The sequence below is a fragment of the Cellulomonas sp. S1-8 genome, assembly GCF_026184235.1.
In the GTDB taxonomy this organism is placed as follows: domain Bacteria; phylum Actinomycetota; class Actinomycetes; order Actinomycetales; family Cellulomonadaceae; genus Cellulomonas.
Genome location: NZ_CP110806.1, coordinates 3,351,254 through 3,375,705, shown reverse-complemented (window position 1 = coordinate 3,375,705; position 24,452 = coordinate 3,351,254). Strand labels below are relative to the sequence as shown.

Genomic DNA, 24,452 nt, shown 5'->3' with positions numbered 1-24,452 from the left:
GCCCGCATACTGGATCCGTGCGCGTCAGAGTTGACGTGCTCGGGGGAGGATCGAGCATGCGGGCGTACCGGCAGGCACGAGCGGAGACCTGGGTGCTGCGCGCCCTCGTCACCGTCGTCGCCGGCCTGCTGCTGCTGCTGCTCGACGCCGCCGTCGGCAGCCCCGCCGGTGCCTCGGCAGCCCCCCACGCCTCGCCCGCCGGACTCGAACGGTCCGACGGCGCCGCCGCGCGACCCGGTGCGCCCTGGGCGGTCGGTGGCGAGCACGTCGACGTGACCTGGGCCGAGCTGCCCGAGGCCGCGACCCCGCACCTGGCCGAGATCGCCGAGACGCCGCTCGAGGCCACCGAGCCGGACGGCGACCCGGCCACCCCCGTCGACGAGCCGGTCGACCCCGTCGTGGAGCCCGCCGACCCCCCCGTCGAGCCGACGGACCCGCCGGTGGAGCCGGTCGATCCCGTCGTGGAGCCCGGCGACCCGGTCGTCGAGCCGACGGACCCCCCGACCGAGCCCACGGACCCCGCGACGGAGCCGACCGAGCCCACGGAGCCGACCGAGCCCGTCGAGCCGACCGAGCCCGTCAGTCCGCCGGACACCGACCCTGTCCCGGTCGGCGACCCGACCCAGGACGTCCCCGCGGCGTCCGGCGCCCCGCGGGCCGTGCCGGTCGTCCTCGTGACGGTCGCGCCCGCCGTGTCCCTCGTCCCCGCGGTGGTCGACGTCGTCACGGCGACGGCGCTCGACGGGGCGCCCGGCGTCGTCCGGGCCACGGACGCCGCTGACGACGCCGAGACCGTCCCGCTGCGCGAGCTGTGCGAGCCGCCGAGCGAGCACGGACCCACCTGGGCCCGCGCCCCGCACCTGTTGCCCGCGTCGCCCGCGGCCCTGCCCGTCCCACCACCGCCTCCCGTGGTCGTGCAGGCCGTCGTGGCACCGCCGCCCGCCGCGACGCCACCGGCCCAGCGGACGCCGTGGTTCCCGTCGCAGAGCCCGGGCGCCCCGCTGCCCGAGGCGCCCGCCGTCGTCACCGTCACCTCCCACGTCGCTGCGAGCCCGGTCGCGGAGACCGCGGCGACCGTGGCCCCCGCCGTGACCGTGCAGCGCCCGACCGCACCTGCGCCCCTGACCCCGGAGGCCGGGCTCGGGACGCCGGGTGCCGGGTCCGTGACCCCGCGAGCCGGGCCGAGAGCCGTCCCGGCGCACTGGCCGCGGCCGGTCGACCTCGTGCTCGTCGCGACGCTCACGGCGTCGCACGACACCTGCCCGACGGCCCCCGCGCGCGACGTCCTTCAGAGCCCTGCCTGACCGGACGTCCCGCGCACAGCGCGTGACGTCCCGCGCCCCGAGGGGCGCTCCGGTCTACCAGGCAAGGAGCTCGGACATGCACACCTATCTTCGCCAGGCACTGCCCGGCATGCTCGTGGGCGGTGGGCTCACGCTCGCGGCCACCGGCCTGACCGCCGCCGGGGAGCAGATGCTCCCGGGTGCACTCCTGATGGTCATCGGCGGCGCGGCAGCCCAGCTCTACCAGCACCTCAACCGTCCGCGGCTCGCGGTGCCCGCGCCCCGCGTCGTCCTGTCGCCGGCCCGCCGGGTGGTCCGGGTCCCGACGCAGCGCGCGGCCCTCGGCCACGACACCCCGTCGCCCTGGCAGGGCGCCCCGGAGCCCCGCACGACGTACGTCGAGCACCCGGCGCTCGGTGCGCCGCTGCACGGCCACGCCGCCGGTCCCCTCCGCAGCCTGCCCACGTGGCGGGACGTCGCACGCCCGGGCACGCAGGGTGCGGGCCTGCGCCACTGCGTGCGCCCTCATGGCTCGCTGCGGAACGGCGAGCTGCCGCACCAGCGACGGGCGGCGGACGGCTCCTGACCTTCACGACGGACGGGCGTCCGGCGTCGTCTCAGCGCGTCGCCTCGAGGCGGGCCAGCTCGGCGGCCACGTCGTAGTCGGCCGCGGGCCAGCCGAGGTCGAGGTCGCTCAGCGCACCGTGCAGCAGGGCGCTGACGGCCAGCCGGGCGTACCACTTGCTGTCGGCCGGCACGACGTACCAGGGCGCGACGTCGGTGCTCGTGCGGTCGAGGACGTCCTGGTAGGCCTCCTCGTACGCGGGCCGTCGCAGCCGGACGTCCACGTCCGAGGGGTTGTACTTCCACAGCTTGTCGGGGCGCTCCAGCCGCTCGTGCAGTCGCGCGTACTGCTCGTCACGCGACACCCACAGCGCGACCTTGACGATCGTCGTGCCCGCCGCCGCGACCTGGGCCTCGAACCGGTTGATCTCGTCGAACCGGCCCTGCCACACCTCGGGTGCGACCAGCTCGTCGACGCGGGCGACCAGGACGTCCTCGTAGTGCGACCGGTCGAACACGCCGATCAGCCCGCCCGGGGGCAGCGCGCGGCGGATGCGCCACAGGTAGTGGTGGCGGCGCTCCTCGGCCGTCGGGACGCCGAACGAGCGCAGCGCGACGCCCTGGGGGTCGACGCGGCCGAGCACGTGGCGGACGATGCCGCCCTTGCCCGCCGTGTCCAGCCCCTGCAGGACGAGCAGCACCGAGCGCGTGCCGCCGGTGCGGCCGTGCGCGAACAGCCGTTCCTGCAGCTCGGAGAGCTCCTCTCCCATGAGGTCCAGGGCCCGCTCGCCCTCGGAGCGCGACCCGCCGAACCCGGGCTTCGAGGACGCGTCGAGGTCGGCGATCCGGAACCCGGGCCCGACCCGCAGCGCGTCGATCGCGACGTCGCGGCGCTCGGCGACGTCGTCGGTCGTGGGCTCGGCGGGCAGCTGCGTCTCCGCGCGGTCCAGCACTGCGGTGGGAGCGGTGACCTCGCTCTCGTCCGCCTTCTTGCGCGACTTCTCGAGGGCCTTCTCGATGGCCTTCGCCTCGGACTTCTTGCCGGACTTCTTCTCGGACTTCTTGCCGGACTTCTTGCCGGACTTCTTGCCGGACTTCTTGCTGCCCTTCGCCATGAAGGTCTCCTCGTCGGACGAGCCGTGCGTGGGCGGTGGACCTCGCCTCAGGGTCGTGAGGCGAAGCGTTCGAGCAGGTCGGCGTGACCGCCGACGATGATGAGGTCGTTGGCCGAGATGCGCGTCTCGGGTGTGGCGTACTGGAAGTCGATCCCGGGTGACTTCACCCCGATGATCGTGACCCCGTACCGCTCGCGCACCTTGGACTGCGCGAGGGTGAACCCCTGCGCCTCCTTCGGGGGCCGCATCTTCACGACCGTGAACCCGTCCTCGACCTCGATGTAGTCGAGCATCTTGCCGCTGACGAGGTGCGCGACGCGCGACCCGGCGTCGGCCTCGGGCAGGACGACGTGGTGCGCGCCGATGCGCTGCAGGATGCGCGCGTGCTCGGAGCTGATCGCCTTGGCCCAGATCTGCGGGACACCGATGTCGACCAGGTTGCCCGTGATCAGCACGGACGCCTCGAGGTACGACCCGACGCCGACGACCGCGACGGGGAACTCGCGTGCGCCCAGCTGCTCGAGCGCGTCGGGGTTCACCGCGTCGGCCTCGACCAGCGGGATGCGCCCGGACCACTGGGCGACCAGCTCGGGGTTGCGCTCGACGGCCAGGACGTCCTGGCCGAGGCGGTCGAGGGTCGAGGCGATGGCGGACCCGAACCGCCCGAGGCCGATGACCAGGACGCCCGAGTCCTTCTTCGGGGTGCGGGGTGCGTTGCGCGGCTCGCCGCCGCCTGAACGCAGGCTCTCAGCCAACGATGGGCCTCTCCTCCGGGTAGCGGATGACACGTCGACGGTTGCGCAGCGCGAGCGCCGCCGCAAGCGTCATGGTGCCGGTCCGGCCGATGAACATGAGCACGACGAGCACGTACTTCGCCGGTGTCGGCAGGTCGGCGGTGATGCCGGTCGACAGCCCGGCCGTCGCGAACGCCGAGATGACCTCGAAGAGCACGCGGTCGAGCGTCAGCCCGGTGATGGCCAGCAGCAGGAGGGTGGCGATCAGCACGATCGTCGCGGAGACGAAGCTGACGGCGATGGCGACCTGCAGCGTCTCGCGCGGGATGCGCCGGCCGAACGCCTCGACGTCACGGTCGCCGCGGCCCTCGGCGACGATCGCGAGCAGCATGACGGCCAGGGTGGTGACCTTGATGCCGCCCGCGGTCGACGCCGAGCCCCCGCCGACGAACATCAGGGCGTCGAGCAGGAGCCACGTGCCCTCGTGCATCTGCCCCACGTCGACCGTCGAGAACCCGCCCGAGCGGGGCATGACGCCCGCGAACAGCGACGCGAGGATGGTCCCCGGGGCGTCGAGCGGCCGGAACGTGTCCGGGTTGGTCCACTCGAACGCCGCGACCACCACGGACCCGAACAGCACCAGGGCGAGGCTCGTCGTGATCGTCAGCTTGGAGTGCAGGCTCCAGCGGCGCGGCTCGCGCAGGTGGTTGGCGACGTTGAGGATGACGGGGAAGCCCAGGGACCCGATGAACACGCCGATGATGATCGGCAGCAGCATCCACCAGTCGGAGACGAACGGGTCCAGCCCCTCGGGGGTCGGCACGAAGCCCGCGTTGTTGAACGCCGAGACGGAGTAGAACACCGCGTGCCACGCGGCCGTCCCCGTGGACTCCCCGTGCACGAGCAGCCGCGGGAACAGCACCAGGGCGATCGCGACCTCCAGGACCGTCGACGTCACGATGACGGTGCGGACCAGCGACCCCACCTCGCCCAGGCGGGTCACCTTGGTCTCGGACGACACCAGCAGACGCTGCGTCAGGCCGATGCGCCGCGACACGGCCATGCCGAGCAGCGACGCGAGCGTCATGACGCCCAGCCCGCCGATCTTGATCGCCACGAGGATGACCACCAGGCCCCACGCGGACCAGTACTCCCCGGTGGGCACGACGACCAGCCCCGTGACGGTGGTCGCGGACGTCGCGGTGAACAGGGCGTCGACGAGCGGCGCGCGCTCGCCACCGGCCGTCGCCCACGGTGCGGACAGCAGCACGGTGATGACGGCGATGACGAGGGCGAAGACGCCGAGCGCGAGTCGTGCGGGGGACTGCCGGGCCGACCGGTCGACGTACTCGCGCGCGCTCCACAGCAGGCCGGGCCCCGCTGCCATCCCACCTCCCGCTGTCCACCTGGTCGCAGACCCCACACTCTGGCACGTGCCGCCCCTCCCCACGCACTGGCGCGGCCTGCACGTCGGGTCGACACACGCCGTGTGACGGTGGGACGGTGAGCCCATGACGGCCTCCGACGCGCACCCCGCCGCGCGCGTCACCGGGGCACCGACGCTGCGGGTCGTCTGGGCGACCGAGCTCCTCGCGTACGACTTCGGCTTCGGTCACCCCATGACGTCCGACCGGATCGACCTGACGATCGCGCTCGCCGCCCAGCTCGGCCTGCTCGACGCGGCGGGCGTCGAGGTGGTGGGGGCGGAGCCGGCGTCCGACGCGCTGCTGGCGACCGTGCACGAGCCCGCGTACGTCGCGGCGGTGCACGCGGCGGCCGAGCACGGCGTCCCGGACCTGGTGCGCGGCCTGGGGACGCGGGACGACCCGCTGTTCCCGCAGATGCACGACGCCGCCGCCCGCGTCGTGGCCGGCACGGTCGACGCGGCGATGGCGGTGTGGAGGGCCGGGCGGAGCACGCGCTGAACGTGGGCGGTGGCCTGCACCACGCGCGGCCGGGCGCCGCGTCGGGCTTCTGCGTCTACAACGACGCGGCCGTCGCGATCCGGGCGCTGCTGGACGCCGGCGCGCAGCGGGTCGCGTACGTCGACGTGGACGCGCACCACGGCGACGGCGTCCAGGACGTCTTCTGGGACGACCCGCGGGTGCTGACCGTGTCGATCCACGAGACGGGGCACGCGCTGTTCCCCGGAACGGGGTACCCGACGGAGACGGGGGCCCCGCGCGGACGGCACGGCCGTCAACGTGGCGCTGCCCTCCCGGACGGACGACGCGGGCTGGCTGCGCGCGATCGAGGCGGTCGTGCCCGCGGTGGTCCGCGAGTTCGCGCCCGACCTGCTCGTCACCCAGCACGGCTGCGACACCCACCTCATGGACCCGCTCGCGACGCTGCGGGTGTCGGTGGACGCGCAGAAGGTCGCGGCGTCCCTGCTGCACGACCTGGCGCACGAGGTCTGCGACGGGCGGTGGGTCGCGCTCGGCGGCGGCGGGTACGCGATCCTCGACGTCGTCCCGCGGACGTGGTCGCACCTGCTGGGCGTCGCGTCGCACCGCCCGGTGGACCCGGCGACCCCGGTGCCGCAGGAGTGGCTCGACCTCGTGCAGCAGCGCTACGGGCGTGCCGCGGTGCCGGTGATGACGGACCACGCGACGGCCTGGTACCGGCCCTGGTCCGCGGGCTACGACCCGGCGAACGACGTGGACCGCGCGATCCGCGCGACCCGCGCGGCCGTGTTCCCGTCGCTGGGTCTCGACCCGGACCTCGACTGACCGTCACGACGGGAGGACCGTCACGACGGGAGGACCGTCACTGCGGTGGGCCGGGCGGGTGTCACCCCTATCCCACCTGTCACACGCGCCACTACTGTGGGCCGCGCACCCGGGCGCCCGGGTGCGCGACGCCGGCGCGGCCCGGTCAGCTGGAGGGCCGAGGCATGGGCGAGGAGCAGGGCGGACCCCAGGGTCGCGTGCGGTTCCTCACGGTCGTCGAGGTCGCGGACCTCATGCGGGTCTCGCGGATGACCGTGTACCGGCTGGTGCACGCGGGTGAGCTGCCCGCCGTGCGCGTCGGACGGTCGTTCCGCGTGCCGCAGGACGCGCTCGACGCGTACCTGAGGTCGTCGGCGACGGTCGACCCCGGGATGCTCGGCGAGGACCGCCGGACCTCCTGAGGACACCGGTGCCGGCCGTGCGGCACGGGCAGGCGCACGGCAGGCACACGGCAGGCACCCGACGAGCGCCCGGTGAGCACCCCGCACGGCCGGGAGTTCGCGGTCGCGGTACGCCATCGCGTAAGGTGGGCGCTCGGACTTTGCGTGCGTGGGTGATTCGGGTGGGCCCGATGCGCACCGCGCGTCGATCGACCACCACTCGCGGCCCTGACGGGTCGTGACCGGACACGAGTGAGGACCGCATGGGATCCGTCATCAAGAAGCGCCGCAAGCGTATGGCGAAGAAGAAGCACCGCAAGCTGCTGCGCAAGACGCGTCACCAGCGCCGCAACAAGAAGTGAGCTGAGCGCCGCTCGTCGGCGCGTCGTGCACCCCGGGCCCGGTCGCCACGACCGGGCCCGACGTGTGTCCGGGACCACCCGGCGCAGCGTCCTCGATAGGCTGCCCGGGCGACGGCGCTGCTGCCGTCTCGTCTGCCACGCGTGCGTCCGCCTGTCGTCGGACCCACGGGCACGGATCCGAGGAGGTCGGCCATGCCGACGACGATGGCCGACGTGGCGCGGGTCGCGGGTGTCTCGGTGAAGACGGTCTCCAACGTCATCAACGACTACCCGTACGTGCGCGCCGAGACGCGCGCGCGGGTGGTCGCCGCCATCGACCAGCTCGGGTACGAGGTGAACCTCGCGGCCCGCAACCTGCGCCTGGGGCGCACGGGCATGATCGGGCTCGCGGTCCCGGAGCTGCGCCAGGCGTACTTCGGTGAGCTTGCGGACGAGGTCCTGCGCATCGGCCGCGAGCGGGGGGTCACCGTCATCATCGAGCCGACGGGCGGCACGCGGGAGCAGGAGCTGCAGGTGCTCAACGGCCCGGGACGCAAGCTCACCGACGGCCTGCTGTTCATCCCGGTCGCGGTCGACGTCGCCGACGTCGCGGCGGTGGCACCGCACGTCCCCCTCGTGCTGCTCGGCGAGCAGGTCGCCGGCGCCGCGGCCGGGGTGGACCACGTGTCGATGCGCGACAGCGAGGCGGTCGAGGCGGCGACGCGGCTGCTCGTCGAGCGCGGCCGTCGGCGCGTCGCCGTCGTCGGGATGCAGCGCGAGCACCCCTTCGCCACAGCCCGCCTGCGGTACGCGGGCTACCTCGCCGCGCTGGAGGCGTGCGGGATCGCGTTCGACCCGCGCCTGGTCGGCTGGGCGCCGCCGACCTGGCGCCGCGCGGACGGTGCCGCCGGCATGGCGGCGGTCCTCGACTCGGGTGCGGAGCCCGACGGCGTCGTCGCCCTGAACGACTCCCTGGCGATCGGCGTGCTGTCCGAGCTGCGTGCACGGGGCCTGTCCGTCCCGGACGACGTGGCGGTCATCGGCTTCGACGACACCGACGAGGCCAGGTTCACGGACCCGCCGCTGACGACCGTCGACCCCGGACGCGGGGAGATCGCGCGGGTCGCGTTCGACCTGCTGTGGGACCGCCTGCAGCGTTCCGGCGCGCCGCACGAGCCGGTGACGCACCTGGCGAGCATGCGGATCGTCGAGCGCGGGACCACGCCGCCACACTGAGACGCGCGCAGGTCGGCCGGCACGTTGCTGCCGACACCTGCCGGTCCGCGTCGGGACCCTAGAGCGGACGCTCCAGCACGTAGTCGTCCTCGACCCGCTCGCCGACGCGGAAGTGCTTGACGCCGACGACCGCGAACCCCTCGCGCGCGTAGAACGCCTGGGCGCGCGCGTTGTGCTGGTTGACGCCCAGCCACATCCCGCCGCCGCCGAGGGCGCGGGCGTGGTCGAAGGAGGTGCGCAGCAGGGTGGCTGCGACGCCGGCGCCGTGCTGGTCCGGGTGCACGTAGCACTTGGACAGCTCGACCGTCGGGCGGATGTGCACGGCCGCGCGGGCGTCCTCGTCCGTCGGCTCCCCGGCGACGAGCATCGTGTACCCGAGCAGCACGCCGTCGTCGCCGGGCGTCGCGGCGACGAGCACGACGTGCCCCGCGTCGGCCGCGTACGCCGCGAAGTGCTCGGCGCGCAGGTGCGCGTCGAGGAACAGCCCCTGGTCGGCGGCGGTCGACCCGGGCGGGCACGCCAGCGGGAACGTCAGCGCGGCCAGCTCCGCCAGTGCGGTGGAGTCCCGCGGCTGCGCGGTCCGCACGGCCCAGTTGGTCGTCGCCGTCATGGTGCCCCCATCCGGCCCCGGATCGAGCGCCGCAGGGCGCGTCCGACGACCGCGAGCGCCCAGACGACCCCGGCGAGGCTCGCGGCGTTGACGCCGCGTCGCGCCTGCCTGCGCCGGGTGCGGAACTCCCGCACGGGCCAGCCCACCTCGGCGGCGTGCCGGCGCAGCCGGCCGTCGGGGTTGATGGCGCACGGGTGGCCGACCGTGGACAGGATCGGGACGTCGTTGGTCGAGTCCCCGTAGGCGTGGCACCGGTCGAGCTCGTACCCCTCCCGGGCGGCGAGCGCGCGGACGGCGCTCGCCTTGGCCTCGCCGTGCACCAGGTCGCCCACGAGCCGCCCGGTGTAGTAGCCGTCCTCGTGCTCGGCGACCGTGCCGAGCGCACCGGTGGCTCCGAGCCTGCGCGCGATGAGCTCACCGATCTCGACGGGCGTGGCGGTCACCAGCCACACGGCGTGCCCGTCGGCCAGGTGCGCGTCGAGCAGGGCCTGGGTGCCGGGGTAGATGCGCAGGCTCAGCACCTCGTCGTAGACGTCCTCGGCGATTGCCGTGACCTCGGCGACCGAGTGGCCGCGCATGATGTCCAGCGCGCGGGCGCGCAGCTCGTCGATCTGGCGGCGGTCCTCACCGAACACGCGGTACCGCGCCTGCTGCCCGGCGAAGTTCACGAGGTCGCGCTTGCGGAAGAAGCCCCGCCGGTACAGCCCGACGGCGAGGTGGAAGGAGCTGGCCCCGCGGATGATGGTGTTGTCGACGTCGAAGAAGGCCGCGACGCGGGTGCCGTCGGGCACGAGCGCGGCCAGGGGCGTCTCGACCGTGGCGGCGACGATGCGCTGGTCCGTGCCGTCGCCCGCGTGCATCGGGCCACTGTAACGAGCGCGGGCCGCGGGTGGGGCGGTCGTCTCCCGCGGGCTGGGCCCGCCCGGGCTAGCGTGGCCCTCGTGGACGAGGCGACGACGGCCCGGGTCGTGCTGTACGGGCGCGCGGGGTGCCACCTGTGCGACGTGGCACGCTCCCTCGTGGCGCGGGTGTGCGCGGAGGTCGGCGCGACGTGGGCGGAGGTCGACGTCGACGCGCCGGCGGCCGACGGGCACGTGCTCGCGGACGAGCTGGGGGAGCTGGTGCCGGTGGTCGACGTCGACGGCGTGCGGCGCGGGTACTGGCGGATCGACGAGACACGCCTGCGACGGGCTCTCGCGACGGGGGGCGCCAGGGCCTAGCGTGAGACCCCTGGCACCGGGGCCTTCCTGCGGTGCCGCGGGCACAGGGGGTCGCGTGGACGAACGGCGCACGGCAGGGCGGCGGGACGGCGACCGGCGAGCCGCGCGCGACGGCCAGCCCGTGCCGCCGGCGACGGTGGCCCGGCTGCCGGGCTACCTGCGCGCGCTGGAGGCCACGGCGGCCACGGGCGCGGTCCTGACCTCGTCCGACGAGCTTGCGGCGCGTGCGGGCGTGACGCCGGCGCAGCTGCGCAAGGACCTGTCGTTCCTCGGCTCGTACGGCCGCCGCGGCGTCGGCTACGACGTGGGCCACCTGCGCGAGCAGATCACCGTCGTGCTGGGCCTGGCGGACGTGCGCCGCGTGCTGCTGGTGGGCGTGGGCAACCTGGGCCACGCGCTCGCGAACTACGCGGGCATCGCGGAGCGCGGCTTCGTGCTCGTGGGTCTCCTCGACGCGGACCCCGCGGTCGTGGGCACGACCGTGGCCGGCCTGGTGGTGGAGCCCGCCGCCGACCTGGCGGCCGTCGTGGCGCGCACGGGGGCGACGATCGCGGTGCTGACGACGCCCGCGGGCGTCGCGCAGGCCGTGTGCGACGAGCTCGTGGCGGCGGGCGTGGTGGGGATCCTCACGTTCGCGCCGCGTGCGCTGCGGGTGCCGCCCCACGTCGACGTCCGCGCGGTGGACGTGGCCTCCGAGCTGCAGATCCTCGCGTTCCACGACCGTGCGCGCAGCGTGGGGGGTGGGGCGTCGTGACGGCGGGACGCCGCGAGGGCGCGACCGGTGCGGTCGCGCCCTCGCGGGGACGTGCGTGCCGGCGTCGGCCGGCGGGACGGCTCAGGCCCTGATGGCCGAGACGTCGAGGTCGATGCGCACCTTGTCGGCGACGAGCACGCCGCCGGCCTCGAGCGCGGCGTTCCACGTCAGGCCGAAGTCCTTGCGCGAGATGGTGACGGTCGCCTCGAAGCCGGCGCGGGTGTTGCCGAACGGGTCGACCGCGGTGCCGTTGAACTCGGTCTCGAGCTCGACGGGGCGGGTCACGCCGTGGATCGTCAGGTCGCCGTGGACGACGTGGGCGGAGCCGGACTCCCGGACGCCGGTGGAGACGAAGGTCCACTGGCCGAACTGCTCGACGTCGAAGAACTCGCCGCTCTGGAGGTGGCCGTCGCGGCCGGCGTCACCGGTCGTGACGGTGGAGGGGTCCAGCGTGACGGTGACGGACGACGTCTCGAGGTCCTCGCCGATCGTCAGGGCGCCGGAGGTCACCGCGACGGTGCCGCGGACCTTGGAGATGCCGGCGTGCCGGACGGTGAACGACGCCTCGGTGTGGGACGGGTCGATGGTCCAGGTGCCGGTGGTGAGGCCGGTGGGAAGCGCGGTCATGATGGTCCTCTGCAGCTCGGGGCCGAACGGATTCGTTGACTCGACAAGTATCTGTTGTTGATCTTTCTACTACAGTGAGGACGTCATTGCAACCCCCACCCCTGGAGGACGACGTGCCGAGCCGCAGCCCGATCGCCGAGCGGTCGACCGCGGGCGCCGCCCCCGGCCCGCAGCCCGCCCCGCCCGGCGCCGGTACGCCCGATGCGCCGCCCGAGGTGCGCTGGCTCTCCGCGACGCAGCAGGAGCACTGGCGTGCCTTCCGCGACGGCACCGCGCTCCTCTTCGACGTCCTGGCACGTGAGCTCGACGACACGAGCGGCATGTCGCTGGGGGAGTACGAGGTCCTGGTCCGCCTCTCCGAGTCGCCCGGACGCACGCTGCGCATGTCGGAGCTGGCCGACGACCTCGCCCACTCCCGCAGCCGCCTGACGCACACCGTGGCCCGCATGGAGCGCGACGGCATCGTGCGGCGCGAACCCGCGCTGGACGACGCGCGCGGGGTCAACTGCGTCCTGACCGAGCGCGGGTGGGGCGTGCTGGTCGCCGCGGCGCCCGGGCACGTCGCCTCGGTGCGCGCCCACCTCGTCGACGTGCTCGACGACGAGCAGCTCGCCGCGCTGGGCGTCGCCATGCAGGTCGTCGTCGACCACCTGCGCGGCCCCGCGTGCGCGCCGCCCGCGGGCGACGACGCCGGTCCGGCCGGACCGTGACCGGCCGCCGAGCCGCAGCGGTCCGGGGTACCCAGGAGACTTTGCGACACTGTGCACATGGTCGCCACCACGGTCCACCTGCTGCGGCACGGTGAGGTCCACAACCCCGACGGCGTGCTCTACGGCAGGCTCCCCGGCTACCGGCTGTCCGAGCGCGGGCAGCAGATGGCCGAGCTCGTCGCGGGCACGCTCGCGGGCGACCACGACGCGCCCCGGCGCGACGTGGTGGTCGTGACCGCGTCCCCCCTGCAGCGGGCGCAGGAGACGGCGGCACCGATCGCCGCCGCCTTCGGGCTCGCGGTCGGCACGGACGACCGGATCATCGAGGCCGCCAACCACTTCCAGGGCATGACGTTCGGCGTCGGCGACGGCTCCCTGCGCCACCCCGGGCACTGGCCGCACCTGCGCAACCCGATCCGGCCGTCGTGGGGCGAGGCGTACGCCGAGCAGGTCGACCGGGTGCTCGCCGCGGTCGAGTCGGCCCGCATCGCCGCGCGCGGCCACGAGGCGGTCCTCGTCAGCCACCAGCTGCCGATCTGGGTCACGCGCCTCGCGCTCGAGAACCGCCGGCTGTGGCACGACCCGCGCCGCCGGCAGTGCGCGCTCGCCTCCCTGACGACCCTGCGGTTCGAGGGGGACACCCTCGTCGGTGTCGGCTACAGCGAGCCGGCCGCGGCGCTGCTCCCCGGCGCGTCACCGGTCCCCGGGGCCTGACGTGCACGCCGCGCCCCGACGTCGCCGCGCCGCCCTCGCGGCCGCGGCGACCCTCCTGCTCGCGGTCGCCGGGTGCGCCGCCGACGGCGGCAGCGGCGCCGCGCCGGACGTCGTCGACCAGGGCTACCAGTCGGGTGACGGGTCGACGACCACGTGGCCCGCCGGCGAGCGGGTCGGACCGGTCGAGATCACCGGCACCGACTACGAGGGCACGTCCCACGACCTGGCGCAGTGGCGCGGCGACGTCGTGCTGCTCAACACCTGGTACGCCGCGTGCCCGCCGTGCCGGGCCGAGGCCCCGGACCTCGCGGCCGTCGCGACCGAGTACGCCGACCAGGGCCTGCGCGTGCTCGGCATCAACAGCCGCGACGCGGCCGGCGCCGCGCAGGCGTTCCAGCGCCGGCTCGAGGTGCCCTACCCCTCGCTCGACGACCGCGGAGGGTCGGCGATCGCGTCCCTGCAGGGCGTGGTCCCCGTGAACGCGGTGCCGACGACCATCCTGCTCGACCGCGACGGCACGGTCGCGGCGCGGGTCCTCGGCCTCGTCGACGGGGCCACGCTGCGCGCACTGGTCGAGGAGCTGCTCGCCGAGGAGGCGTCGGGGCCCGACCCGTCCGCCGCCGACCCGACCGCCGCCGACCCGACCGCCGCCGACCCGACCGCCGCCGACCCGACCGCGCTGCCGGCTCGCGCGGCCCTCAGGGGCGCCGCCCGGTGACCGGAGGCGCGGTCGTGCTCGGCGTCGGTTCGACCGTCGCCGACGGCTCGCTGCTGCTCGCCGTGCCCGTCGCGCTGCTCGCGGGTCTCGTGTCGTTCGCGTCGCCGTGCGTCCTGCCGCTCGTGCCCGGCTACCTGGGGCTGCTCGGCGGCCTGGTCGGGGGAGGGGAGCGCCCGGGGCCGGGTGCGCGGCTCGGCCTGGTCGACGCGACCGACGTCGTGCGTTTCGGTGTCGCGCCCGCGCGGGCGGGCGCCGAGGCGCGTCCCGCTGCTGCGGCCCCGGTGCCGGGTGCGGGCACCGTCGCCCTGCCGACGCCCGGCGCCGCCGTGCCGCTGCCCGCACCCGCCGGCCGGCGCACGCTCGTGCTCGGGATCACGCTCTTCGTCCTCGGGTTCTCCGCGGTGTTCGTCGCGTTCGGCGCGCTCGCCGGGACCCTCGGGGCCGCGCTGTGGCAGTGGCAGGACCCGGTGAGCCGCGTGCTCGGCGCCCTGACGGTCGTGCTCGGCCTGGCGTTCCTCGGCGCCGTCCCGTTCCTCCAGGGCGAGCGGCGGGTGCGCCTTGCGCCGCGCGCGGGCGTGTGGGGTGCGCCGCTGCTCGGCGTCGCGTTCGGCCTCGGCTGGACGCCGTGCATCGGCCCGACGCTCGCCGCGATCCTCACGCTGTCCCTCACGGGCGGCTCGGCCGGGCGCGGCGCCCTGCTCGCGGTCGCGTTCTGCGTCGGCCTCGGCCTGCCGTTCGTGCTCGTCGGCCTGGGCCTGCAGCGCTCGCAGCGCGCTCTGGCGTGGCTGCGCCGGCACCGCCGCGCGGTGCAGCGCACCGGCGGTGCCGTCCTCGTGGTGCTGGGAGTCGCGCTGCTCACCGGCGCGTGGGGCACCTGGGCGGCCTGGCTCCAGGGCGTGCTGACCGGCGGCGACCCGTTCGTGCCCGCGCTGTGAGCGACGACACGGCACGCCCCGCGGACGCGACCGCCGGGTACCGCCCCGAGGGCCTCGACGACGCGTTCACCGACGGCCCCGGCCCCGACGGCGCGGACCGGACCCGGGCCACCCCGTCCGGGACCGACCCGTCGCTGCCCGCGCTGGGCGTCGTCGGGTGGCTGCGCTGGGCGTGGCGCCAGCTCACGAGCATGCGCGTCGCGCTCCTGCTGCTCGTGCTGCTCGCCGTCGCGGCCGTGCCCGGCACGATGTTCCCGCAGCGCCCGCAGGACCCTGCGGCGGTCTCCGCGTACCTCACGGAGCACGCGACCGCCGGGCCGTGGCTCGACCGGCTGGGCTTCTTCGACGTCTACGCGTCGGTCTGGTTCTCGGCGATCTACCTGCTGCTGTTCGTGTCGCTGGTCGGGTGCATCCTGCCCCGGACGCGGGTGCACCTCGCGGCGGTGCGCGGTCGGCCGCCGCGCACGCCCCGACGGTTCGGCCGGTTCCCCGCGCAGGGCGCGGGCACGTCCGACGACGCGCCGCGGGACGTCGTCGAGCGTGCGGCGGCAGTGCTGCGCCGCCGCCGGCTCGCCGTCCCCGCCTACCGCGTCGACGTGCGCGACGAGGGCGCCGGCACGTGGTCGGCGTCCGCCGAGCGCGGCTACCTGCGCGAGACGGGCAACCTGGTGTTCCACCTGGCGCTGGTGGGCCTGCTCGTCGCGGTGGCGACCGGGCAGCTGCTGCACTACCGCGGGCAGGCGATCGTCGTGCAGGGCACGGGATTCGCCAACGTGCAGGCGTCGTACGACACGTTCGAGCGCGGGTCCGCCTTCGACCCCGCGGACCTCGTGCCGTTCACCATGCGCCTCGACGAGTTCGAGGCGCGCTTCGACCCCGAGACGCTGCAGTCGCGCGACTTCACCGCGTACGTGACCGTCACCGAGCCCGGGGGCGAGCCGGACGAGCGCACCGTGAAGGTCAACTACCCGATCGTCGCGGGCGGCGCCAAGGTGTACCTGCAGGGCAACGGCTACGCACCCGCCGTGACGGTGCGCGACGCCGCGGGCGAGGTCGCGTTCTCCGGCGCCGTGCCGTTCCTGCCGCAGGACGACGTCTACACGTCGCGCGGTGTCATCAAGGTGCCCGACGTGTCAGACGACCAGCCGCAGATCGGGCTCGTCGGGTTCCTGCTGCCCACGGCCGAGGAGCCCGTCGCAGGCCTGTGGCGCTCGGTGCACCCGCAGCCGGCGGACCCGCTGCTCGTGCTGTCCGTGTGGAGCGGCAACCTCGGCCTGGACACCGGCGTGCCGCAGAACGCGTTCCGCCTCGACGAGTCCCGCATGGAGCAGGCCGTCGACGACGCGGGCGACGTCGTGACCCTGTACGTCCGCCCGGGCGAGACGGTCGACCTCCCCGACGGGCTCGGCACCCTGACGTTCGACGAGCTGCCCCGCTTCGTCGCGCTGGACCTGCGGCACGACCCGTCGCTGGCGTGGGTGCTGGCGTTCGCGCTGCTCGCGCTCGGCGGCCTCACGACGTCGCTGTTCGCCCCGCGGCGGCGCCTGTGGCTGCGGGCGGCCCCGGCCGAGGACGGGACCACCGGCGGAGCTACAGTGATCACGGCCGCCGGGCTCGCCCGCGGCGACGACGTCGGCCTGCAGCCCGAGCTCGACCGCGTCCTCGCCGACGTGCTCGGTGCGCCCCGGCCCGTCGCACGACACCCCCGGGCCCCACCCCCGCAGGAGGACAGGACATGACCGTCGCCGAGCTGAGCGACCTGTTCGTGTGGTCGGCCGCGACCGCGCTGACGATCGCGCTGGTCGCGTACGCCGTCGAGCTCGCGCGCATCACCGACGTGGCGCGCGCGGCGAGCGAGGCGCGCACGCACGTCGCCGTCGGTGCCGGCGCGTCCGCACCCGCCGCGCCGTCGGGACCGACGACGTCGCGGGCCGACGCCCCGGCACGGGGCCGCGCGGCGGGCATCGCGCGCTCGACGCTCGTGCTCGGCACGCTCCTGCTGCTCGTCGCGATCGTGCTGCGCGGGATCGCCGCGGGGCGCTGGCCGACCGCCAACATGTACGAGTTCACGGTCGTCGGCACGTTCTGCGCCACGACCGCGCTGGTCGTCGTGCAGCGCCGCCGGCCCATCGCGTTCGTCGGCGTCGTCGTGACGGGCATCGCCGTCCTCGCGCTCGTGCTCGCGCTGAACACGCTGCACGTGCAGGCCGACGCCGTGCAGCCCGCGCTGCAGCGGTACTGGCTCGTCATCCACGTCGGCGTCGCGATCATCGCGACCGGCATCTTCACCGTCGCGTTCGCGACGGCCGTGCTGCAGGTCCTGCGGGACGGCCGCGCGGCGGGACGGTCACGCCTGGCGCAGCCGTGGAGCCGGCTCGACGGCGTCCGCCAGGCGTTCCGCGGCGTGCGCGTCACGGGTCCCGCGTTCGCGTGGCTCGAGCAGGTCCCCGACGCGCGCCGCCTCGAGGCGATGTCGTTCCGGCTGCACGCGGTCGGCTTCGTGCTGTGGACGTTCACGCTCATCGGCGGCGCGATCTGGGCCGAGGAGGCCTGGGGCCGGTACTGGGGCTGGGACCCCAAGGAGGTCGGCACGTTCGTCGCCTGGGTCGTCTACGCCGCGTACCTGCACGCCCGCACCACGCGCGGCTGGGCCGGGCGCCGGGCGGCGTTCATCGCCTTCGTCGGCTACGCGGCCGTGATCGCCAACTTCACGGTCGTCAACCTGTTCATCGACGGCAAGCACTCGTACTCGGGGCTCTGAGCCCGCAGGCTCCGGCCAGGTCGACAGGCTCCGGTCAGGTCGACAGGCGCCGGTCAGGTCGACGGTGCGCCGTCGGCGCTGCCCGTGGCTCCTCGGTCGTCGGTGCGCCCGTCCTGCGGGCGGTCGTCCTGCGGAGGCCCGCCCTGCTCACGCACGTCCTGCTCACCGGACTGCTGCCCGGTCGGCGCGGGGCCGGCTGTCTTCTCGCGGCGGCGCTGCTCCTGCTCCAGGCGGAACAGGAACTCCGGGTCGTCGTCGGGGGCGACCGGTCCGCTGCGACGCGGACCCGGTCCGCCCGCCGGCGAGGCGCCGCGGCCGGCGACGAGCCAGGCCACGCCCCCGAGGACGGGGACCAGCACGATCAGGAGCCACGCGACGGCGGGCAGGCCGCGCCGCCGGTGCGCATCGCTCCCCAGCACGTCGAACGCGCAGTAGACCGTGAACGCGACGACGGCGACGAGGGGCAGGTACCTGAGCACTCGTCCACCTTAGACGCGCGCGCCCCGCCTATCCTGGTCACGTGCCTGTCGTCGTCTACTCCGTGCTGCGCCTCGCCCTCTTCCTCGCCGTGACCGGCGTCCTGTGGTGGGCCGGGATGCGGTCGTGGCTCGCCCCCGTGCTGGGCGCCCTGCTCGCCTTCGCGCTGTCGTACGTCCTGCTCACCCGGCAGCGCGACGCCGCCGCGCTGCACCTCGCGACGCGCGCCGAGCGACGCCGCGCCGGCGCGGGCCTGGGGGCGCGTGCCCGCGCGGACGCGGACGCAGAGGACGCCGAGATCCACCGCTCGCCCTCGCCGCACGACAGCGACGCGTAGCCCCTGGACGACCCGGACGCTGCGAGGCCGGGCTCAGGTCGCTCATCGGGCACCACGAGCACGTGCGCCCGGCTCGCGGGCCGGCGGCGTCACAGGGCCAGGCCGAGCCCCAGCAGCACGCCGAACGCCAGCTCGAGCAGACCCGTCCCGCCGAGCACGGGGACCAGCGCGATGCCGCGCGCCCCGGCGAGCACCGCGACGGCCAGCACCACGGCGGGGGCGAGCAGCAGCAGCACGAGCAGCGACCACGGTGCGACGATCGCGCACACCGCCCCGAGCAGCACGGGGGCGACGACCGTCACGGCGTACACGCGGCGCGCGCGGTGCTCACCGAGGCGCACCGCGAGGGTCCGCTTGCCGACCAGCACGTCCGTCGGCACGTCGCGCAGGTTGTTGGCCATGAGCAGCGCGCACGCGAGCATCCCGATCGCGACGGCGCCGACCACCGACGGCCACGTCACCCCTGCGACCTGCGTGTACGTGGTGCCGAGCACCGCGACGAGGCCGAAGAACAGGAACACGCCGACCTCGCCGAGTCCCAGGTACCCGTAGGGACGACGTCCGCCCGTGTACGTCCACGCGGCGACCACGGCCAGCGCGCCCACGGCCAGCAGCCACCACGACCCGGACAGCGCGACGAGCCACAGCCCGAGCACGCCGGCCACGGCGAACGCGGCGAACGCGGCCCCCCGGACCTGCCGCGGCGGGGCGGCGCCCGAGGCCGTGAGCCGCATCGGCCCGACCCGGTCGACGTCCGTCCCCCGCACGCCGTCGGAGTAGTCGTTGGCGAAGTTGACGGCCACCTGCAGCGCGAGCGCGACGCCCGCCGCCAGCAGCGCCCGCCCCACGTGCGCGTCACCGGCCTGCGCCGCGGCGCCCGTCCCGACGAGCACGGGCGCGACTGCGGCGGGCAGGGTGCGGGGTCGCGCACCGGCGACCCAGTCGGTGGCGGTGGCCATCGTGCTCCTGTCGGTGGGGGTGTGGTCGTTCAAGGGGCGGTCGGCGGGGGCGACGTCATGCGCTGCGTGGCGAGCCGCGCGACGGCCCGGCGGTCCGGCTTGCCGGGGCCCCGCATCGGCAGCTCGTCGACGACGACGACCTGCCGTGGTGCGCTGGCCGGCCCGAGGGCCGACGCGACGGCCGTGCGCAGCGCCGTCAGCGGCGGCACCGCACCGTCCCGCGTCACGACGACCGCCACCACGGACTGCCCCCAGTGCTGGTCCGGCACACCGACGACGCACACCTCGCGCACGTCCGCGAAGCCCGCGACGACCTCCTCGACCGCCAGCGGGTCGACCTTCACGCCGCCCGACACGAGCACGTCGTCGAGCCGGCCGAGGACGTGCAGCAGGCCGTCGTCGAGGCGGCCGCGGTCGGCGGTGCGCAGCCAGCGCCGACCGCCCGTCGTGACGAACGTCGTCGCGTCGAGGTCGGGCCGGTGCAGGTAGCCGGTCGCGAGCGTGGGGCCGGTGAGCGCGATGCGGTGCTCCGCGTCGACGGCCACCTCGACACCGTCCAGCGGGCGCCCGTCGTACACGCAGCCGCCGCAGGTCTCCGTCATGCCGTAGGTGGTGACGAGGCGCAGCCCCGCGGCGCGGGCGCGGGCGAGCAGCGGCGGGGGGCAGGCGGCACCGCCCACGAGGATCGCGTCGAACGCGAGGGCCGCGGCGGTCGCGTCCGGGTCGTCGAGCACGCGCACCACCTGCGTCGGCACGAGCGAGGTGTAGTGCGGACCGGGCCCGTCGGTCGCGGCGAGCGCGGCGCCCGTGAAGACGGGGGCGCGGAACGGACCCGCGGGCAGCGTCGTCGGCTCCCGACCGGCCAGCAGCGCCCGCAGGAGGACCTGGAGACCCGCGACGTGGTGCACGGGCAGCGCCAGCAGCCACGAGCCCGGGCCCGCGAGCCGGGCCGCGGTCGCGTCGGCGGAGGCGCGCAACGCCGCCGCGGACAGCATCACGTCCCGCGGGTGACCGGTCGACCCGGACGTCCGCACCACCACCGCGACGTCCGCGGGCACGCGGGACGCCGGCCCGGGGACGGGCTCGTCGAGGGCCCGCACCGCCGGGCCGGTGCCGTCCAGCGCCGCGACCAGCGCGGTGACGAGGTCCCGCGCCTGCGCGGGCACGTCGCGCAGCGGCCGGTCCACCCGCACAGCGTAGGTCGTCCGTGCGGCGTGCGCGCCGGGAGGCGAGCCGCCAGGGCGCGCCCCGGCGGTGCAAGCACGTCCCCCGGGGTGGCGCAACCGGAGGTGGGGCCGCGACCCGTAGAGTGGCGCGCGGTCCGGCGCGCCCGGGCGGGTGCCCCAGGGGCGCCCGCCGACGCGCGAGTGCGAGATCGCCGCCGCGGCGGGGGACGGAGAGAGACGGATGGCAGCGAGGTCGGCAGGCAGGGGTGCGACGCGCAGGTGGCGTGACCGGTCCGGTGGGCTGGTGGCGGTCGGTGCGCTGCTCGCGCTCGCCGCGTGCGGATCGCCCGCGACGGTGCAGCCCGGGCCGACGGTGACGTCCCGTGCGGACGTCGCCGTCGACAAGCAGGCCGTCCCCGTCCCCGAGGTGCCTCCGACGTGGCCGCTGACGGGTGTCGCAGGCGCCCCCGACCCGCGCCCGGCGATCGCGGTGAAGATCGAGAACACGTCGTCGGCCCGCCCGCAGTCCGGCCTGGAGCAGGCGGACGTGGTCTGGGAGACCATCGTCGAGTTCGAGGTCTCCCGGTTCGTGGCCGTGTTCCACTCCCAGGCTCCCGAGGAGGTCGGGCCGATCCGGTCGGTCCGTCCGATGGACCCCCTGATCGTGGCGCCCCTGGGCGGGCTCCTCGCGTTCTCCGGCGGCCAGCCGGGCATCCTCGACCTCGTCACCGCCTCCGGGGTCCAGATGGTCTCGCACGACGCCGGCGCACCGGGGCTGTACCGCGTCCGCGGCCGGTCCGCGCCGCACAACGTCTACGGCTCGCTGCGCGAGTGGTGGGGATCGCCGAGGCGGGCCGGACGGCACCGGGCGAGCAGTTCGCGTTCGCGCGGTCCGCGGACCGCGCGGCCGCCGTCGTCGCGGGTGCCCCGGCCGGCACGCTGGACTTCCGCCTGTCGGGCCAGTCGAACCCGGTGTGGAGCTGGGACGCGGGCAGCGGCACGTGGCTGCGCTCGGAGGGCGGGTCGCCGGCCACGGGTGCGAGCGGTGCGCGGCTCTCGGCCGTCAACGTCGTCTCGATCACCGCGGGTCACCCGGCCACCGGGTTCGGTGCGCAGGGCGGCGCGGCTGTCCCGACGTACGAGCTCGTCGGGTCCGGGGACGCCGTCGTGGCGACCGGCGGCAAGGTCGTCGCCGCGCGCTGGCAGAAGGACGCGCAGGACCAGCCGATGCGGCTGTTCCTGGCCGACGGGTCCGAGGCGACGCTCGCACCGGGCAACACCTGGGTCGAGCTCGTGCCCGCGGGCAGCGGGTCGCTGACCACGTCCTGATCGCGCGTCCGTCCGGGTCGATACCCCGGGAGGACGTCGGACGCCGCGCCGTCGTCCTGGCGACGTACGAGGGGCCGTCGCGGGGTGGACGGCGCGGTGCGCACGCCGGGCCCGCAGGGCGACGCGGCGGGGTGCCGGTGCGGACCACGCTGGAGCCATGGCCGCTCACACGTCGTTCCCCGTCACCGTCCGTCCCGCCCGCCCGGCGCGCGGCCCCGAGGACCACTCGGTCCGCTCGGCGGTCGCCGTCGTGCTCGCCGGCATCGTCCTCGTCGCGCTGCTCGTCGGCGGCGGGGCGATGCTCGCCACCGTCGTCGACCTCGCGTCGTGGGCGGGAGCCGCCTGACGTCGAGCCCCGGCGACCCCTGACCTCGTCGGTCAGTAGGCGTACGGGAACCCGGACCAGTCCGGGTCGCGCCGCTGCAGGAACGCGTCGCGCCCCTCGACGGCCTCGTCCGTCATGTACGCCAGGCGCGTCGCCTCGCCCGCGAAGACCTGCTGCCCGGCCAGCCCGTCGTCGGCCAGGTTGAACGCGAACTTCAGCATCCGCACCGCCTGCGGGGACTTGGTCGCGATGATCCGCGCGTACTCGAGCCCGGCGTCCTCGAGGTCCGCGTGGTCGACGACGTCGTTCACGGCACCCCACGCGTGGGCGTCGTCCGCCGAGTACTCCCGCGCCAGGAAGAAGATCTCCCGCGCCCGCTTCTGCCCCACCTGCCGCGCCAGCAGCGCCGAGCCGTACCCGCCGTCGAACGACCCGACGTTCGCGTCGGTCTGCTTGAAGCGCGCATGCTCGCGGCTGGCGATCGTCAGGTCCGCGACGACGTGCAGCGAGTGCCCGCCGCCGGCCGCCCACCCGTTGACGAGCGCGACGACGACCTTCGGCATCGTCCGCATCAGCCGCTGCACCTCGAGGATGTGCAGCCGGCCCGCGCGCGCCGGGTCGACGGCGTCGGCCGTGTCACCGTCGGCGTACCGGTAGCCGTCACGGCCGCGGATGCGCTGGTCGCCGCCGGAGCAGAACGCCCACCCGCCGTCCTTGGGGGACGGCCCGTTGCCGGTGAGCAGCACCGTGCCCACGTCGGACGTCGTGCGGGCGTGGTCGAGCACGGCGTACAGCTCGTCGACCGTGCCCGGCCGGAACGCGTTGCGGACCTCGGGACGGTGGAACGCGACCCGGACCACGGGCAGGTCGCGCTCGACCGCACCCGCGGCGGCCTGCTCGGCCGTGGGCCGCGCCCGCCCCCGGTGGTAGGTGACGTCCGTGAGGTGCTCGAACCCCGCGACGTCGCGCCACCGGGTCGGGTCGAACGTCTCCGAGACGCGCGCGGGCAGGGGGGCAGACGTGCCGCTCTCACTCACCGCCCCAGGGTAGGCGCCCGCCCCCCGCCGACCGGAACCGGGGTCACCGTCCGGCGGCCGTTGCGGTGACCCGGGTTCCGGTCGCCGGGGTGGGGGCGGAGGGGTGGGGGCGGCGGCTTAGCCTGGGGGGGTGGGTGCGCTGCCGGGTCTCGTCGTGTGGGACGTGCCGCTGCGCACCCGGTTCCGCGGGCTGACGCGCCGCGACGGCGTGCTCGTGCGCGGCGACGCCGGGTGGGGCGAGTTCAGCCCCTTCTGGGACTACGACGACGCGACAGCGGCGCGCTGGTGGCGCGCGGCGCGCGAGGCCGCCGACGAGGGCTGGCCCCCCGCCGTGCGCACGCACGTGCCCGTCAACGTGACCGTCCCGGCCGTCGACCCCGAGCACGCGCACCGCATCGTCACGGGCTCCGGTGGCTGCCGCACCGCCAAGGTCAAGGTCGCGGAGCCCGGGCAGCCCGCGGGCGCCGACGAGGCCCGGCTCGAGGCGGTGCGCGACGCCCTCGGCCCCGACGGCGCGATCCGGGTGGACGCGAACGCCGCCTGGGACGTCGACACCGCGGCGACGCGCCTGGACGCCCTCGACCACGCCGCGGGCGGGCTCGAGTACGCCGAGCAGCCCGTGCCGGGCGTCGAGGCGCTCGCCGCGCTGCGCCGCCGCACGCGCGTGCCGATCGCCGCCGACGAGGCGATCCGCCTCGGCGACGACCCGCTCGCGGTCGTGCGGCAGCACGCCGCCGACGTCGTCGTGCTCAAGGTGCAGCCGCTCGGCGGCGTGCGCGCGTGCCTGCGGCTCGCCGAGCAGGTCGGGCTGCCGGTGGTGGTGTCGTCCGCGCTCGAGTCGTCCGTCGGGCTCGCCGCCGGGCTCGCGCTGGCCGCCGCCCTGCCCGAGCTGCCGTACGCGTGCGGCCTGGCCACGGCGGCGCTGCTCGCGCAGGACCTCGTGGCCGACCCCCTGCTGCCGCGCGACGGCCGGATCGAGGTGCGGCGGCCGCTGCCGACGGCGGACCTGCTGGCGGCCGCGGCAGCCGAGCCGGCGCTCGCCGCACGCTGGGGCGCGCGCCTCGCCGCCGTGCGCGCTCGGGCATGATGGCGCTCGGGCATGATGGCGACGTGACCCCCGTCCCCGAGGACCCGCCTGCGCCGCGCCGCCGCCGGCGCACCTCCGGCCCCTCGCGCCGGCCGGCGCGTCCGGCGAGCCGGTGCCGGCCGTCGCCGCGGCTCGGGTCCTCGTGCAGGCGCTCGCGTCGCTCGGGGTGCGCGACGTCGTGCTCGCGCCCGGCTCGCGCAGCGCCCCGCTGGCGTACGCGTTCGCCGACGCGGCCCGCCCCGACGACGAGCGTCCCGCCGGCGCCCCCGCGCTGCGCCTGCACGTCCGCGTCGACGAGCGCGAC

27 protein-coding genes and 2 pseudogenes are annotated in these 24,452 nt (G+C 75.7%); 19 read left to right on the top strand and 10 right to left on the bottom strand.

Annotation, left to right across the window (positions count from 1 at the left end; genetic code table 11):
• The first annotated feature begins 17 nt into the window (after window positions 1-17).
• Both OKX07_RS15285 and OKX07_RS15280 read left to right on the top strand, forming a co-directional pair.
• Window positions 18-1,304 carry a hypothetical protein gene (locus OKX07_RS15285; protein ID WP_265628846.1) on the top strand — a complete coding sequence of 429 codons (1,287 nt, stop codon included), beginning with the start codon at window positions 18-20 and terminating at the stop codon, window positions 1,302-1,304.
• Window positions 1,305-1,380: 76 nt separating this feature from the next.
• On the top strand, window positions 1,381-1,869 hold the full coding sequence (locus OKX07_RS15280) for a hypothetical protein (protein WP_265628845.1): 489 nt from the start codon (window positions 1,381-1,383) through the stop codon (window positions 1,867-1,869).
• A 31-nt stretch (window positions 1,870-1,900) separates the two neighbouring features.
• On the opposite strand, the gene OKX07_RS15275 is transcribed toward OKX07_RS15280, so the two are convergent.
• The 3 genes from OKX07_RS15275 to OKX07_RS15265 are packed head-to-tail and all read right to left on the bottom strand — an operon-like array spanning window position 1,901 to window position 5,083.
• Window positions 1,901-2,962 (bottom strand): PPK2 family polyphosphate kinase, encoded by a 1,062-nt coding sequence (locus OKX07_RS15275; RefSeq protein ID WP_265628844.1) that lies wholly within the window; start codon window positions 2,960-2,962, stop codon window positions 1,901-1,903.
• A 47-nt stretch (window positions 2,963-3,009) separates the two neighbouring features.
• Window positions 3,010-3,717, bottom strand: coding sequence for a potassium channel family protein (locus tag OKX07_RS15270; protein ID WP_265628843.1), 708 nt, complete (start codon window positions 3,715-3,717; stop codon window positions 3,010-3,012).
• Window positions 3,710-5,083 (bottom strand): TrkH family potassium uptake protein, encoded by a 1,374-nt coding sequence (locus OKX07_RS15265; RefSeq protein ID WP_265628818.1) that lies wholly within the window; start codon window positions 5,081-5,083, stop codon window positions 3,710-3,712. The genes OKX07_RS15270 and OKX07_RS15265 overlap by 8 nt, the downstream gene beginning before the upstream one ends.
• Window positions 5,084-5,207: 124 nt before the next feature.
• Here OKX07_RS15265 and OKX07_RS20470 point away from each other — a divergent pair.
• From OKX07_RS20470 to OKX07_RS15235, 4 genes and pseudogenes are all read left to right on the top strand, one after another.
• A pseudogene (locus tag OKX07_RS20470) lies at window positions 5,208-6,425 on the top strand (acetoin utilization protein AcuC).
• 164 nt (window positions 6,426-6,589) lie between these two features.
• Window positions 6,590-6,826, top strand: a complete 237-nt coding sequence (locus tag OKX07_RS15245) for a helix-turn-helix domain-containing protein (protein WP_265628816.1) — start codon at window positions 6,590-6,592, stop codon at window positions 6,824-6,826.
• Window positions 6,827-7,068: 242 nt separating this feature from the next.
• On the top strand, window positions 7,069-7,167 hold the full coding sequence (locus tag OKX07_RS15240) for a 30S ribosomal protein bS22 (RefSeq protein ID WP_003792170.1): 99 nt from the start codon (window positions 7,069-7,071) through the stop codon (window positions 7,165-7,167).
• 192 nt (window positions 7,168-7,359) lie between these two features.
• On the top strand, window positions 7,360-8,382 hold the full coding sequence (locus OKX07_RS15235; protein WP_265628815.1) for a LacI family DNA-binding transcriptional regulator: 1,023 nt from the start codon (window positions 7,360-7,362) through the stop codon (window positions 8,380-8,382).
• Between the two features lie 58 nt (window positions 8,383-8,440).
• Here OKX07_RS15235 and OKX07_RS15230 read toward each other — a convergent pair whose 3' ends face one another.
• A complete protein-coding gene (locus OKX07_RS15230) occupies window positions 8,441-8,992 on the bottom strand; it encodes a GNAT family N-acetyltransferase (protein WP_265628814.1) in 552 nt (183 codons plus the stop codon).
• A complete protein-coding gene (locus OKX07_RS15225) occupies window positions 8,989-9,852 on the bottom strand; it encodes an HAD family hydrolase (protein ID WP_265628813.1) in 864 nt (287 codons plus the stop codon). Before OKX07_RS15225 ends, OKX07_RS15230 begins: the two co-directional genes overlap by 4 nt.
• 81 nt (window positions 9,853-9,933) lie before the next feature.
• Between OKX07_RS15225 and OKX07_RS15220 the strand changes: the two genes are divergently transcribed.
• Window positions 9,934-10,212: a glutaredoxin family protein gene (locus tag OKX07_RS15220; RefSeq protein WP_265628841.1), complete on the top strand. Its 279-nt coding sequence runs from the start codon at window positions 9,934-9,936 to the stop codon at window positions 10,210-10,212.
• Between the two features lie 55 nt (window positions 10,213-10,267).
• Entirely contained in the window at window positions 10,268-10,966 is a 699-nt protein-coding gene (locus OKX07_RS15215) for a redox-sensing transcriptional repressor Rex (RefSeq protein ID WP_265628840.1), read from the top strand.
• A gap of 81 nt (window positions 10,967-11,047) precedes the next feature.
• On the opposite strand, the gene OKX07_RS15210 is transcribed toward OKX07_RS15215, so the two are convergent.
• On the bottom strand, window positions 11,048-11,593 hold the full coding sequence (locus tag OKX07_RS15210) for a YceI family protein (protein WP_265628812.1): 546 nt from the start codon (window positions 11,591-11,593) through the stop codon (window positions 11,048-11,050).
• A 113-nt stretch (window positions 11,594-11,706) separates the two neighbouring features.
• Here OKX07_RS15210 and OKX07_RS15205 point away from each other — a divergent pair, with 113 nt between their 5' ends.
• Genes OKX07_RS15205 through ccsB form a run of 6 tightly spaced genes read left to right on the top strand, consistent with a single transcriptional unit; the run spans window position 11,707 to window position 17,431 of the window.
• Complete coding sequence (locus OKX07_RS15205; RefSeq protein WP_416220792.1) at window positions 11,707-12,303, top strand: MarR family winged helix-turn-helix transcriptional regulator; 597 nt, start codon at window positions 11,707-11,709, stop codon at window positions 12,301-12,303.
• Between the two features lie 57 nt (window positions 12,304-12,360).
• Window positions 12,361-13,017 (top strand): histidine phosphatase family protein, encoded by a 657-nt coding sequence (locus OKX07_RS15200; RefSeq protein ID WP_265628839.1) that lies wholly within the window; start codon window positions 12,361-12,363, stop codon window positions 13,015-13,017.
• A gap of 1 nt (window position 13,018) precedes the next feature.
• Window positions 13,019-13,735, top strand: a complete 717-nt coding sequence (locus tag OKX07_RS15195; protein ID WP_322746793.1) for a TlpA disulfide reductase family protein — start codon at window positions 13,019-13,021, stop codon at window positions 13,733-13,735.
• Window positions 13,732-14,670 (top strand): cytochrome c biogenesis CcdA family protein, encoded by a 939-nt coding sequence (locus tag OKX07_RS15190; protein ID WP_265628838.1) that lies wholly within the window; start codon window positions 13,732-13,734, stop codon window positions 14,668-14,670. The genes OKX07_RS15195 and OKX07_RS15190 overlap by 4 nt, the downstream gene beginning before the upstream one ends.
• Window positions 14,667-16,409, top strand: a complete 1,743-nt coding sequence (gene resB, locus OKX07_RS15185) for a cytochrome c biogenesis protein ResB (RefSeq protein ID WP_265628837.1) — start codon at window positions 14,667-14,669, stop codon at window positions 16,407-16,409. Before OKX07_RS15190 ends, resB begins: the two co-directional genes overlap by 4 nt.
• A complete protein-coding gene (ccsB, locus tag OKX07_RS15180) occupies window positions 16,406-17,431 on the top strand; it encodes a c-type cytochrome biogenesis protein CcsB (RefSeq protein ID WP_265628809.1) in 1,026 nt (341 codons plus the stop codon). The genes resB and ccsB overlap by 4 nt, the downstream gene beginning before the upstream one ends.
• Before the next feature lie 53 nt (window positions 17,432-17,484).
• Here ccsB and OKX07_RS15175 read toward each other — a convergent pair whose 3' ends face one another.
• Window positions 17,485-17,910 (bottom strand): PLD nuclease N-terminal domain-containing protein, encoded by a 426-nt coding sequence (locus OKX07_RS15175; RefSeq protein ID WP_265628836.1) that lies wholly within the window; start codon window positions 17,908-17,910, stop codon window positions 17,485-17,487.
• 41 nt (window positions 17,911-17,951) lie between these two features.
• Between OKX07_RS15175 and OKX07_RS15170 the strand changes: the two genes are divergently transcribed.
• The gene (locus tag OKX07_RS15170; RefSeq protein WP_265628808.1) at window positions 17,952-18,245 is read left to right on the top strand and encodes a DUF4229 domain-containing protein; all 294 of its coding nucleotides are present in this window, start codon (window positions 17,952-17,954) and stop codon (window positions 18,243-18,245) included.
• An 89-nt stretch (window positions 18,246-18,334) separates the two neighbouring features.
• Here the strand turns inward: OKX07_RS15170 and OKX07_RS15165 are convergent, their stop codons facing one another.
• Window positions 18,335-19,204 carry a 1,4-dihydroxy-2-naphthoate polyprenyltransferase gene (locus OKX07_RS15165; RefSeq protein ID WP_265628807.1) on the bottom strand — a complete coding sequence of 290 codons (870 nt, stop codon included), beginning with the start codon at window positions 19,202-19,204 and terminating at the stop codon, window positions 18,335-18,337.
• Between the two features lie 29 nt (window positions 19,205-19,233).
• Complete coding sequence (menE, locus tag OKX07_RS15160) at window positions 19,234-20,391, bottom strand: o-succinylbenzoate--CoA ligase (protein ID WP_265628806.1); 1,158 nt, start codon at window positions 20,389-20,391, stop codon at window positions 19,234-19,236.
• A 220-nt stretch (window positions 20,392-20,611) separates the two neighbouring features.
• Between menE and OKX07_RS15155 the strand changes: the two are divergent.
• The 3 genes and pseudogenes from OKX07_RS15155 to OKX07_RS15145 all read left to right on the top strand — a co-directional run.
• Window positions 20,612-21,142: pseudogene (locus OKX07_RS15155) on the top strand (DUF3048 domain-containing protein); the annotation flags it as partial.
• Between the two features lie 59 nt (window positions 21,143-21,201).
• On the top strand, window positions 21,202-21,699 hold the full coding sequence (locus tag OKX07_RS15150) for a DUF3048 C-terminal domain-containing protein (RefSeq protein WP_265628835.1): 498 nt from the start codon (window positions 21,202-21,204) through the stop codon (window positions 21,697-21,699).
• A gap of 157 nt (window positions 21,700-21,856) precedes the next feature.
• A complete protein-coding gene (locus tag OKX07_RS15145) occupies window positions 21,857-22,045 on the top strand; it encodes a hypothetical protein (RefSeq protein ID WP_265628803.1) in 189 nt (62 codons plus the stop codon).
• Window positions 22,046-22,077: 32 nt separating this feature from the next.
• On the opposite strand, the gene OKX07_RS15140 is transcribed toward OKX07_RS15145, so the two are convergent.
• Window positions 22,078-23,061, bottom strand: coding sequence for a 1,4-dihydroxy-2-naphthoyl-CoA synthase (locus OKX07_RS15140; RefSeq protein WP_265628802.1), 984 nt, complete (start codon window positions 23,059-23,061; stop codon window positions 22,078-22,080).
• Between the two features lie 130 nt (window positions 23,062-23,191).
• Here OKX07_RS15140 and OKX07_RS15135 point away from each other — a divergent pair, with 130 nt between their 5' ends.
• Window positions 23,192-24,148, top strand: coding sequence for an o-succinylbenzoate synthase (locus OKX07_RS15135; protein ID WP_265628801.1), 957 nt, complete (start codon window positions 23,192-23,194; stop codon window positions 24,146-24,148).
• Window positions 24,149-24,452: the final 304 nt, after the last annotated feature.